Raw genomic sequence first — 12,792 nt, 5'->3', positions numbered from 1 at the left:
TTCAAATAATTGCTTACATGCAAAATCAACTCATAAATTCACGAACGGTTGATTCATAGAGCCAGTCACCTTTCTTATTTTATATCATTTTTTATTACTTCTCTTTTCGAAGAAAGTGGCAAAGAATCTATATATCTATTGCAGCGGAAAAGATAAACTAAAAGTAACCCTAATATTTGATTTTGAGATTTTTTCTTTCATTACGGTACGTGAAATTATAAATTTCCACCTTAACATACCTCTCTTTTTGCTTGTATTACTTATCTCTACAGAGATATAGGTAGTTTTAACCTGTAGTTTAGCTGCGGTTTCCCTACTTGTATTTTCGGTATCATGTTTAAAACGTACAATAAATTATTCTGTTGCAAAATTTTAAAAAAACACAAATAGTTTAAGCGGTTCGGCATAACTTCTGTAATACTTTGTTTGTATATAGCGTGAATGGTTTTAATTTCTTTAATGGTACAATGTTTCGTATCCGCATAAAAAGAATGCGCAAAGTAGAGCGGGAGCCTTTCCTGTTGTGAGAATCTTTGGTTCTTCAAAAACTTTCACTAACTTTTTCATAAACATATACTCAGCCTGATACTCTCTGTTTTACGAAGTTGAATATCCAAAGTATATCCTTCATACAGCTACATCCGTTGTCTTTTTATGATTATTTACCCTTGTAAAAAGTTATTTTTATCATTATCTGTACCTTCCTTTCCTGCTATAGTAAAAAAATAGAGCTAACACCTCTTGCCATCCAGGCCAAAACATATTTGGATTTACCCTTTATTTATCTTTAGCCAAGTTGCATTGTCAGCCACAAATGACAATGCAACTTGGCTTTTTTTATTACCCCTTCAACAATTTATCTATTGTTTTTTCCAGTAAACGAACCATCGTATTTCTGCGTTCACACGTCGTTACGTGACCATGGTACCTCACTACTTGCTTTTATTAACCTATGATTCTGTCACATATACGATACTTGCAAATCCTCTATACCCATCACATCATGGCTTTTCATGATTTCAGTTGAGACTTTGTCCAAATCATCTTTTCTAGCATTTGTCATGTATTTCATAAATGCATGCTGCACTTTTGCTAACAAACAACTAAATTACAATGCGATTCTCTTCCTTTAACCAGACAAACTCTTTCTTCCTGTTTTTTTGTATGTATCGATAGGAAAAGATTGCATACAAAACGATCCCAGTCAATCGTTTTATTGACTGGGATCACTTGTGCTTGATTTGGATAGATACGAAACGTATAGGCTGTATTCATCGTCATTCATTATAAGGTTCCTTTTGAGTTTCGTTTCCTACAATTAGCTCCTATAGGTATAGGTATTTGTCTATGTGAACTATCTGACAACTGTCCCATCAAATACAATCCGACGTTTCTCCTATACAAAAAAAGAGAGCCACCAAAATAAAATGGCTACTCTTAAAATAAACACTATTAGAGAAAGGAATGCGTATAAACAAATAGGTACCAATTAAGTGGTTATCCTATATTTTAATGTATGCTCTTTTTACAAAAAGGTTCTAGTCCAAATAATGATACAAAACACAAAAAGAGCATGTAACCAGCATGCTCTCAGAAAATGTTTTTATATTACCCTACACTCTAATATATACATTCGTAACCCAAAACGTGATAATTTCATTATAAATTTACAAACATTTATATGAATATAACATAAAACGTTTCTATTTATCCCTTTTTTAATTTAACCTTTAGAAAACATCATTTTCTACATCTACCACGATGCCCCGCACATTAAAATGAATGTATCATTTAATTTCTGTGAAGGCACAACCCTATTTGTCTTCACATCTGGCCACATGACTTTAATAAATATGCAATATGTCTCTTTTTATAAAACAATATGCAAATAAAGTGATTTTTTCATCAAATCCTTATGGTATTACCATAATTCATGTTTTTACGAATTTCAATTGACTTTGACAGTGACTCTAAATAGTACCTTTTTATTCCATGAATGCGATAAAACGAATGCTTTCCGCTTGTTTTTGTTTTTTTCGCTATTCATTCTAACATCATTCCCTGCACATCCCTCATTTTAAATATTTAATTACTATTCCATCCGCTAATGTATTGAATAAACAAATATAGCGCCTTAATTTCTATTTCATTCAATCTACGCTGTATGTTAAATACGTAGTCCCATCTTCTAATCTTTGATATTCTTTCCCCTCAATTGAACGTTCACAATCCACCCATTCTTTTTTCTATTATTTCCATCTTAATATATACTTTTATCATTTTGTTGTTTTATAGGCATACCTGTTTTACGTTTACTTTAATCCTCTTTTTTCGAGTTGTTGATACAAACCGCTCCGACTACACCCTAATTGCTGACATATTGCTTTATAAGTAAGCCCTATTTCACGTAACATGATAGCTTGTTCACATCGTTCATCCCATCTTTTGCGTGCATTTTCTTGTATTTGTTTTCTGCTTGTCGGATGCCATAATCCCATTTTTTTAAGTCGCTTCCGTAACGTGTTTGCTTCGCATCCTATCTCTCCAGCGATTGCACTCATCGAAATTTTTTTTTGTAACATCTCTAAAATTTTAGGCATCAATGTTTCCCAATTTCTCCGTCTAGAACTTTCTCTAACTTGCCTCTGTACGCGGAGCTAATTGTTTCCCCAGTCTATACAAATCTGCTCCTACCTTACAATTCACCATACAATACTTAGGTGAATCGTTTGTCCGATGTTCACATGCTGCGCAATGCTGATCTTGCAAATCCAATATGTAAATTCTGGTTTCTTTCGCATTCATGATATGGGCCCCTTACGTTAAGCTGCTTTTCATACTATCCAGATAGCTTGTACAACAGCCATCCGGAAAACACCTTATATTCTTAATCCTTCTTATGCATACTTAACCCCACTTACAGATACTTTACCTCAGAAATACGTATGGTATGCATAAAAATCATCAGAGTCATTTTTCAGGTTTTTGAAAACACGTATCTGATTCTCTTAACTCTTTGAGATACTTACATTGATTTTTTCAATTCATACTACTTGTTCAACTGTCGTTTCTAAATCAGTTGTTTTGTTTACTAGTTCTGTATACTCGACAGATATTTCGAATTAAAAAGTATTGTTATTTTTTCTCTCCTCGTGTATAAAAATTTTTATTTAATCCATACTATTCATAAGCTGTATTTCCTGCAGCAACGAAACACCGAAACCTTTTTCTGTTCTTACAAGTTTCAACAAAGCAACTTGCTTATGTAAGTTGCTTTGTTGCCTTGTGTGCATTTTTATAGCTTTGACATATTACTCTTGTATTAAAATATTGTTGTATTTAGAATTCACTTATTTTCCTCTCAGAACTCTATTTAGAGTCCTTCTTTTAGCTGAAAAAATACCCTATAACCTTAATATACAAAAGACTAATACAACGAAAGTTCTCGTCTTTAATTAACTGGTTATCTCTCCCATGTTTTTTGGGGTGGGGAACGATTCTCGTTCTTCTTCCATTCTCCATCGAATTGCTACGTTTTCTCCTCATCTCTTAGCATTGAAAGTACGATTGCTCCCACGCATGGCGTGATTAAGCTTAACCTTCCCACTGTATACCTTTGCTTTTTACACGATGTGTAGATAGAAGTATGTATACCGTCCCCTGTCAAAAGCCGACAGGGGATGGGAACCTTATAAACTTGGTGGACTAACCGCTACACCTTGAAAATCCGATTTACTGCTATGATTCGCCCCCTAGTCTTCACTACATCCACGGCTACTGAATTCTCCTACCCACCCCGTAATCATTGTCACTTTCGGATGCAATGGGTCAGCCTCACAGAGACATTATTTTCGCTGATTTACCACAAACACATTATTTTCCATCTTCCCAGTCAGCATACCGGGCATAATGGTAACCAAAATGTCAGCGTGTTAAATAATTGATTTTTTCACCATGGGACTCAACGTCACAGCTCTGCTATAAAAATAGCAAGCACATTATAGAGAGGTTTCATCATATTAGAAATTATCCCCACTTGTACTGCACCGTATTCCATCCTCTGTCTAACAAATAAGTTTAACAGGTTGGCTTCTTTTGAAGGGATTAGAATAGTAGGAGTACTCATGAATATACGTTTGATACATCGAGATAAAACGTTAACCCTTTCAAGGTTACTTTAGAAAAAGAAGTTTTTTAAGAGTGCTTGGTATCATTACAAATTCTTAAATTGTTGCATAAGTGTTCACATATATTATCAGTTGTCAAAAAAACATGGTATATACACTAGTAAGGGGTTATTGTGAAGTTATATACTACAGTAATCCTATAATAGTTATTTGAGTGTTAGCATATGAGGGATCTCCTGTAGCAGTTGGAAGTTTTACAGCAGTAGTGGCCTTGAGTGTTAATATAGTTGGTACACTAAAAGGTCTTGTATCAATAATTGCTGTCCCGGATGCAATATTGCCAGTCGTAGTAGTAGACTGTGTACCAATACGGGTTCCAGAAACTTCAGCGTCATTTAAAAATAGTGCTATGTCAAAAAAGCCATTTGCTATCCCAGTTAATTGATAATTAACTAAATACAGCTGTCCACTATCAAGAATAATATTGTCAGAAGGTGGTGTGAATTGAATATCCGTTCCAGATATAATAAGAAGATTCTCGTATACAACTGGAGTATTTGCAGCTAGTGTTGCGGCCGAAGCACGTGTTATAAAAGCATTGTTTAATGTTCCGCTATCTTGAGGTCCGGCTGGTCCTGTAGGTCCGTTGCTTACTGTATGATATACAAGACCCAAGCCCTTCGTGCTAGTTTTTTGCTTATTTCGCAAAAAAACAGGCGTAAAAATGAAAATACAAAAAACACCAATTGTATGGTGTATATAATACAAAATTATATGATAGATTTCTAATTTTCCGAACACTTATCCCCTCCATTCGCTTTCCCGTCCGCCAGTTTCCACATCTGCGTTTTTCACCGTTTTTATTTTCGCATAAGCGGTGTGTCTATCCATTCTCTCCACTACACCCAAGTCGCCTCTAGCTACAGAAACATCTTTTTATATTTCCGCATACTTTGTATCTCACTCACATATAGTAAAATGACTCCTGTTGTGTCGTACCAAAAACCGTTTCCACGGAACAGCATGTCAACCCAGCACATTGGAATGCTGTTCTCCCTTTAGTCATGCACTCTGACTTTTTACCTATATATAAGATTCCATAACACCAAAATAAAACATATCTTTTCTTCCATCATACACATCCTTTCATTACAGCCCCTTTTATAATCATAGGATACAAAGGAGGCTTTGGTTTGGATATTCATGATTTACACCTACAACTAGAGGAACTGCAGCAAAATGATTACCTGTACTTACATACATGTAATGTAAAAGAAATTACCTTCACCATGATGCAACATATCGGTACAATCGATGCCTACACACGAGAAATGCTCATTTATCCATGTTTTCAATATTTTATACAGCATGGCCTTTTAGAAAGTTCACAATTAGAAATATTACTAGCTTCTTGTCTTAGTGCAAATTATTTATATTTTGAAATATCTCCTTCACAAAATGATGGTATTTTCACTCGATCCTATACACTTGCACTTCTAGCTTTAATCATACAGTACGACACAGAACACCCTTTTTTACCAGAAAATCAACTCGTAGACGCTCTAGAAAAAATCCTTCAATACTTTAAATTAGAAAAAGACTACCGTGTGTGTATACCTAACAAAGGATATACACGCCACATACTACATGGCTCATCTGCCCTACATGCCTTAATCCAAAATCCAAACATTTCAAATATTCACTATGAAAAAGTAATTCATTGCTTACTAAATACAATATTTCACCACCAAGATGTACTTTATAATAACGAGGACGAGTATCTCATTACACCACTCCTAGCGATTTTACAACATGAATTTCCACAAAAACAGTTTCTATCGATTCTTACGAAGAAAATACAACGGCTTTCTCAAGTGAGAGAACGGCTTACACCAACACAATTCGCTGTTTTATATGGAAATATCAAAACCTTTTTACGAACTCTATTTTTCCGAACGAAGAAAGATATAAGCTTAACAAACATTCCAAATCAAATTGAAAAGATCCTCTATCAATTTCCCGAATATTTTTAAACTAGTACCAACATACAATTCGGTATATAAAAGAACCTGTCTCTGGAGTAGAGTATCGAAGAGGGGATATGTGCAGCATTGTTTCATTTTTAGAACAAGGAGGTGAAATCCTCCTTGTTTTTTTCTTGTCTACTTCACATACACGTAAGCTTTGTTGTCCATTAGATAGAATGTGTATCTCTAATATAAAAAATCCACTTGTTGTGCCTATCATTTAGCAGTGTATCGGTAATAAACAATCGTTTATTTAGGGGATTTTGATACTGTAAGTTTCACAGATTGATGAGTTTGCACATATGGTATACCAAACCCAAAATACTATCATAAAAATCACTACATTTGTATTTTGAATGGTGAAACATATGAAAGAGAGGTTATAAACATGTATTCTAATCCTTATCAAGTAGGCTCTGGAGCTCAGCCCTACCACCCGTATCATATAGGTTCTGGAGCTCAACCATATCACCCGTATCATATCGGCTCTGGGGTTCAGCCATATCACCCGTATCATATCGGCTCTGGAGCTCAGCCCTACCACCCGTATCATATCGGCTCTGGAGTTCAACCGCATCACCCATATCATATAGGTTCTGGAGTTCAACCATATCCTATGGGTTCTGGGTGTTCTGAATCTAAAGCATCTATGTATAATCCGTATTATAAATAATATGTATAGTTTAGTTAAAGTTAATTTAATTCAATCCAATAAATTTGTGAGTATAAAGTAAAAAAAATCCAATTTTGATGGACACCTTCAATTGTTAGACACCATCAACAATTAAAGGTGTCCTTTTTATGGCTAAATTCTCACCAGAAGAAATAGTAAAAATCGGAAAACTACAAGGGGATTAGCTCCTAACATGTTAAAACACCAATTCCACTCATCTAAACGTAATAGAAATGAATTTCATTTACATGATAAACAGTTGTATGTATCATCTGTTTTAGACTTATTATAGCTCGTAGATAGAGACGATACACCTGCACATTCTCTTTTTCTAAAATGATAAATAAGGCGGTCATAAAAACCTTCTTTGGCTTATTCAAGTCTGAATTACATTATCTTAAAGAATTCGAGAGTATAAACCATTTCAATCTAAAATTAGATAATTATATTCATTACAACCACAAAAGAAAAAACAAAATTAAAAGAGATGAGCCCGATACAATACCGGACTCATATTCAAACAGCCACTTAATTCTTCTGTCTAACTTTCCAGTTCAATTAAGGGCTGTTTTCCTACTTCACATACACATAGGCTTCATTTACTGTATAGTATGTTGTTCCGCTACTAATGTGCAATTCCCACTTCAAACCTTATATACTTCGCATAAATTCATTGATTTCCGACAACAATGTATCAATCATTTTGGATGCCCCATCCCTCACGATACATATTCTTCACAATCCCATTATTCATTCCTGATTTTGTACAATACGTAATTATGACAACCCTATAAAATATTATTAGCAAATGGTACTTGTAGGACCACCTCTACTATATACATTTTAAATTCTTTCTACAATGTTTTTACATCGTCCAACATACGATATGGGCAGTGCTTCCCACTCCATGATTGATGTATGCCCACTCTGTTAGAGAATTACATCGTTTCATTAATTGAGCGATATGGCGGCAGTTTCTTTTTCTTTGCCGTAGTATTTATCTGCAACCAATTTCCATACTAATCAATTTTCTGTTCCTACTCGTCGTTTTTTACATTTAATATAATTATCCATATCCTCTACATCTTAAAAATTCTTTTAAAATAAGATACTTGTCCTATCACTAACATCATTAAATTTTTATATAATATTTTAAAGTAATTTTATTAGGAGGATAAAAATTTGAACATCAAAATGTTTTTTACATCTTTAGCGTTTAGTACACTCTTACTACTACCTTTCACATCTAATCCTACACATGTATATGCACAAGAACTGAATAGACACTCCATATCTAGCAAACTACCGATTGTAAGTGATTCTTTACCGAAGGTTAATCCCGATAAAAATTCAATTAACCTCGACTCCTTCTCCCCTACAGACGTCGAAAATTTTAATTCTCTGCCCCATACTTTAGCTCCCACTCGAACCGTTACCATTTTAATCGCAGCTGATGAAGAATATCGAGCTGCTCATCCTGACTGGAAAACAATTACTACGCAAATGGTAGAAAAAGCAGATAATAGCTTTTGGGCAGAACATGACATTAACTTCATTGTAACAGGTTACGCAAATTGGAAATCCGATGGTGCAAATAGTAGTGCACTGTTAGCTGATTTAAATGCCGAATGGAAAAACAATACACAATACGATTTTGTAATTGGATTTACTAAAGACAACAAATTTACAGCTGGCGGCATTGCTTATGTCTATTCTGCCGCACCTCAAAGTGGTATTAGCGTTGTGCTTGATCAAGGAACAACCTTTACTCCTTATGCAATCCAACATGAATGGTCTCACAATTACGGACTATCGCATGATGCTTCTGGTAGTGGTATCATATGCATGATGAACTATGACTACGTGTATTCCGTGAATTATTGGGATGCTGCGCACGATGCTTTAATTGAAAGCCACCGTAATTGGTATGGTTATTAATTCAAAAATGAGTAAAAAGTATGTACAATAGTTATATACTCTTTCTTCTATAAAAACAAAAGGGCATCCTTTACGGATGCTCCTTTGTTTTCAACGGCTACATTCAATCTTGCACCATCGATATCTGGTTTCGGATTTTAGATGCCATCATTATAGATCGTTTAGACAAAATTAAAAAAATCTATATGAGGCGTGTTTTCCGCCACTACTCATACCTTAACTATAACACATTTATTCCAAAACAAGCGGCAGTTTTTATAATTCAAAGGTTTCAATATCATTTGTAAATATAGCTTTTACACCAAATAAACTTTTCTTCTGCTCCATCTCTTTCTTTTGAATAAGCCATTCTGGATAATTTAGTTCTTTCAGTACATTGTTATAATATGTCGGATGTACTTTGATTATATCTGGATTTTTGCCTTCACGCCTCTGATAACGATTTAATGCTTCCAATAATTTTTCATTGAACATATAGTTCCTCCCTTACCTTTTCTTTATATAGGTATACGTCAAGTATTTAATTTATGCTTCCCTATTCCCCTACCTTAGTAGGTCATTCACGGAATTCCTAGACTCCTTATTATCTATGATTTTATCAAATTTTCACCTTTCAATACGGCAGTTCGTAATACTACAACATCAAAGTTCGTAGTTAATTTTTTAGACTTATATGAAGCAAATTTTTACATTGATTGGCAACCTTTTCATAAAGCTTTGCTACACACATACAATTCAACCATTGCAACGTCTAATCCAACTACACTCTCCACTACATGAGTATTATATATTTTTATCATTATACCAAATTTTACCTTTTATAAGACTGATTATATCAGAGGCAAAATAAATAGAAGTTCATCTCCCGCCTATCTCTAGACTATCATCTTTCACACGCTTGGGGAAGGAGACTTCTTTCGAAGAACACGTTAAATTTTGAATCGTACCTGCTATACCATTCCAAAAATAATTCAATGCCTGACTAATTCAATTAGGCACTGTCCCCATCCATTTTCCATGTTTATTTTGTTTTAAATCCACAAAATTACGACAATTTATATAACTTTCCCCAATTGCATGTTCTTTCCCATGCCCATCAACTTAAGGTTAGAAACCTCAAGGTTTTTCATTGATTGAAATGAAAATGGGGCTAATCCGGTTTGTTCAATAAGTAAATCCTTCGTATCATAAACTTTTATATTTGCAATATTCTTTCCTACTTCCGATCCTGCCTCTGCATCAAAGGGTTCTAATTTCTCGTTAGCAATGCTTGTTTCATTTCCTACCACCTTACCCTTATAATTCATTTCAATAAATTTCACATTACCATCCCGATCACAATCCAACCAAACAGTACCTTCTTTATTTTTGAAAGCCCCATCCACACTTATAGATATGCTACCGCCCCCAGTTCCTGAAAATTTGAACATAAAATAGGACCTCCTTACATGCACTCTGCATGTAAGGAGGTCCTATTTAGATAAAAATCATACATTTTCTTAACTTGATGGCCATGCTCAAATAAAGAGATTTTTTATTTCTGTCTATTATTCAGATTACATTTCATACCTCGATAAAGCCTAATGTACTCTACTCCAGCTCTTGTCATTTTTCTCCTTACGAGTATTCGTTAGTTCATTATATTCTCAAAGACTTCTTTTTTCAGCAAGCAGACTGTATCAACAAAAAAAGGTAACTACTCAGCCACCTTTCGGTGGCTTTTTTTAATTTTACTAGTTTCATATGCCTCCTATTTGTAAATACTGAGTATATCAAACAGGGGAGGTGAATATTATGGTCGATCGAAAAATTATTTTAGATACATATAAAAAAGGACCTGAAGCTGTTATTTCTTTATTTGAAGAAACATTTTCTAAATTAGAAAAACGTATACAAGAACTAGAAAATGCTTCAAAAAAAAACTCCAAAAATAGTCATAAGCCACCTTCTACAGATGGTTTAGGTAAGCCTGTTACAAAAAGTTTGCGCAAACCGTCTCATCGTCAAACCGGTGGCCAGTTAGGCCACAAGGGACATACTCTTGGTTTGACAGCGACTCCAGATCATACGATTACACATTCTCCTACATATTGTACTTGTTGTCATACTTCCTTGAACCACGAGCCTGTAAAAGGGTATCGCATTCGCCAAGTGTATGACTTACCACCTATTCAGATTGAAGTGACAGAACATAAAGTAGAACAGAAAGAATGCCCACATTGCCATTCTATCCAAGAAGCCCAATTTCCTTCGACAGTATCTCGTCCTGTTCAATATGGTCCAAATATAAAAAGACTGATTCCCTATTTAACGCATTATCAATGCATTTCTTTGAAGCGAACAAAAGAATTCTTTCAGGATTGTTTTGGACATTCTATAAGCGAAGGAACCCTGGTAAATCATACACAGGCTTTCGCTTCTCAATTGCAGCCATTCATAAAAAAAGTAACGGAAAAGATCCTGCAGTCTCCTATTGTCCATTTTGATGAAACCGGTATGCGTGTAGAAAACAAAACACAATGGTTACATACTGCCAGTACACCGGAGGTGACATTGCAACATATTCATCACAAACGCGGAAAAGAAGCAATGGATGCGGGCGGAATTTTACCGTCTTTTTCTGGAATTGCGATGCATGATGGTTGGAAATCGTATGATGCGTATACAGATTGCCGACATGTATTATGTAATGCCCATCTCTTACGAGATTTGCAAGGAATTATAGATAGTACGGGGCAAAAATGGGCGCAACAGATGCAGAAATTTCTCACGCAAGCTTTAACGCTGAAAAAACAATACAAAGGAAATCTGCCAAAAGTAAAGCAACAGCACCTGTTTACTGTTTATCAAGCTATATTGAAAGAACAACCAGTCTTTTCTACAGAATTAAAAAAGAAAAGAAAGCAGACGCCTGCTCAAAATTTATGGAATCGCTTCGTCAAATATGCTGACAGAATTCTAGCATTCTTAGAACATCCAGACATTCCATTTGATAATAATCAAGCGGAACGGGATATTCGAATGACGAAAGTCAAACAGAAAGTGTCTGGGACTTTCCGAAGTAAGAAAGGCGCAGAATCTTTTTGCCAGATACGAAGCTTTATGAGTACCATGAAAAAACAAAAACAATCTGTCTTACAAGCGATAGGACAAGTTATAGAAACCGGAACGGTTCCTTGGAATCGCACAACTTCATAAGAGAAATTCTCTGTTTGATTTAGATTCTTTCTCTTATTGGAGTCTTTTCTTTTTTATGTTTTCGAATGAAAACATGTATTTGGTATGCCCTTTTTCCTAATTAAGCTGAGTAGTTACAAAAAAAGTTACATTCACAAAAAAACTCAAAACTAAATAAAATAACTACCCACAAATTAATACAGTCCATTTTCCTCTATCTTCAGAGCGTTAAACCGTCTCACTATCCTGAGCCATACCAACACTATCCTCAAACCTATCCAACAAAGCACGCACCTCATCAGTAGATTTCGTACTCATCAATTGATTTCTCAATTCAGCAGCTCCAGGGAAGCCTTTTACATAAATTTTGAAGAAGCGATGAAGTCCTGTGATTGAGCGTAGCAGTACTTCTGCATATTGATCTTGAAGATCAAGTTGTAGTCTTAAAAGATCTAGATGCTCTTTACTGCTATGCTCTCTTGGCTCTTTTTCAAAAGCAAATGGATTTTTGAAGATGCCTCGTCCGATCATTACGCCATCAATGCTGTATTTACCAGAAAATTCCATCCCCATTTTACGATCAAGGATGTCTCCATTGATTGTTATTAACGTATTGGGCGCAATACGGTCACGTAATTTTTTTATTTCCGGAATTAGTTCCCAGAGGGATAGGGATTCGAACTAACAATGAAATACCCCTTTTATATAAAGGCTCCTTTAGATTTTTAGAAATAACCATGCAAAATCTACAAAAAAAACAAAAAGCACAGCGTGTATAAAAGGGGTTGACAACACCATCTATACCCATCTAGGCAAACACCTGCTGTACTCTTACGCACTATTTTACCGT

Annotated in this window: 10 protein-coding genes and 2 pseudogenes; 4 read left to right on the top strand and 8 right to left on the bottom strand. The window is 35.0% G+C overall.

Annotated elements, in window-relative coordinates; genetic code table 11:
• Positions 1 to 440: 440 nt before the first annotated feature.
• From MHI28_RS36245 to MHI28_RS31345, 5 genes and pseudogenes are all read right to left on the bottom strand, one after another.
• Positions 441 to 629, bottom strand: a pseudogene (locus MHI28_RS36245) (IS6 family transposase); the annotation flags it as partial.
• A gap of 463 nt (positions 630 to 1,092) precedes the next feature.
• Complete coding sequence (locus tag MHI28_RS31360) at positions 1,093 to 1,275, bottom strand: helix-turn-helix domain-containing protein (protein ID WP_340828780.1); 183 nt, start codon at positions 1,273 to 1,275, stop codon at positions 1,093 to 1,095.
• 1,037 nt (positions 1,276 to 2,312) lie between these two features.
• Positions 2,313 to 2,600, bottom strand: a complete 288-nt coding sequence (locus MHI28_RS31355; RefSeq protein WP_078187609.1) for a hypothetical protein — start codon at positions 2,598 to 2,600, stop codon at positions 2,313 to 2,315.
• Between the two features lie 34 nt (positions 2,601 to 2,634).
• Positions 2,635 to 2,805, bottom strand: a complete 171-nt coding sequence (locus tag MHI28_RS31350; RefSeq protein ID WP_340828512.1) for a zinc-finger domain-containing protein — start codon at positions 2,803 to 2,805, stop codon at positions 2,635 to 2,637.
• Positions 2,806 to 4,313: 1,508 nt separating this feature from the next.
• Complete coding sequence (locus tag MHI28_RS31345; RefSeq protein ID WP_340828511.1) at positions 4,314 to 4,928, bottom strand: hypothetical protein; 615 nt, start codon at positions 4,926 to 4,928, stop codon at positions 4,314 to 4,316.
• A 392-nt stretch (positions 4,929 to 5,320) separates the two neighbouring features.
• Here MHI28_RS31345 and MHI28_RS31340 point away from each other — a divergent pair, with 392 nt between their 5' ends.
• The 3 genes from MHI28_RS31340 (at position 5,321) to MHI28_RS31330 (ending at position 8,765) form a co-directional block, all read left to right on the top strand.
• On the top strand, positions 5,321 to 6,160 hold the full coding sequence (locus tag MHI28_RS31340) for a DUF2785 domain-containing protein (RefSeq protein WP_340828510.1): 840 nt from the start codon (positions 5,321 to 5,323) through the stop codon (positions 6,158 to 6,160).
• Positions 6,161 to 7,163: 1,003 nt separating this feature from the next.
• Entirely contained in the window at positions 7,164 to 7,604 is a 441-nt protein-coding gene (locus MHI28_RS36240) for an IS3 family transposase (RefSeq protein ID WP_445661798.1), read from the top strand.
• Positions 7,605 to 8,009: 405 nt separating this feature from the next.
• Entirely contained in the window at positions 8,010 to 8,765 is a 756-nt protein-coding gene (locus tag MHI28_RS31330; RefSeq protein WP_340828509.1) for a M12 family metallo-peptidase, read from the top strand.
• Between the two features lie 255 nt (positions 8,766 to 9,020).
• Here the strand turns inward: MHI28_RS31330 and MHI28_RS31325 are convergent, their stop codons facing one another.
• A complete protein-coding gene (locus MHI28_RS31325; protein ID WP_078187242.1) occupies positions 9,021 to 9,239 on the bottom strand; it encodes a hypothetical protein in 219 nt (72 codons plus the stop codon).
• A 581-nt stretch (positions 9,240 to 9,820) separates the two neighbouring features.
• A complete protein-coding gene (locus tag MHI28_RS31320; RefSeq protein ID WP_340828508.1) occupies positions 9,821 to 10,195 on the bottom strand; it encodes a hypothetical protein in 375 nt (124 codons plus the stop codon).
• A 364-nt stretch (positions 10,196 to 10,559) separates the two neighbouring features.
• Between MHI28_RS31320 and tnpC the strand changes: the two genes are divergently transcribed.
• On the top strand, positions 10,560 to 11,963 hold the full coding sequence (tnpC, locus tag MHI28_RS31315; protein WP_340828062.1) for an IS66 family transposase: 1,404 nt from the start codon (positions 10,560 to 10,562) through the stop codon (positions 11,961 to 11,963).
• Positions 11,964 to 12,170: 207 nt separating this feature from the next.
• Here tnpC and MHI28_RS31310 read toward each other — a convergent pair.
• Positions 12,171 to 12,605 (bottom strand): annotated as a pseudogene (locus tag MHI28_RS31310) (tRNA-dihydrouridine synthase); the annotation flags it as partial.
• Positions 12,606 to 12,792 lie beyond the last annotated feature (187 nt).

It is taken from the genome of Bacillus sp. FSL K6-0268 (assembly GCF_038005425.1).
GTDB classification, from domain to species: Bacteria; Bacillota; Bacilli; order Bacillales; family Bacillaceae_G; genus Bacillus_A; species Bacillus_A thuringiensis_S.
Note: the sequence above shows the minus strand (reverse complement) of the source record. Positions and strands in the feature narration are given on the sequence as shown.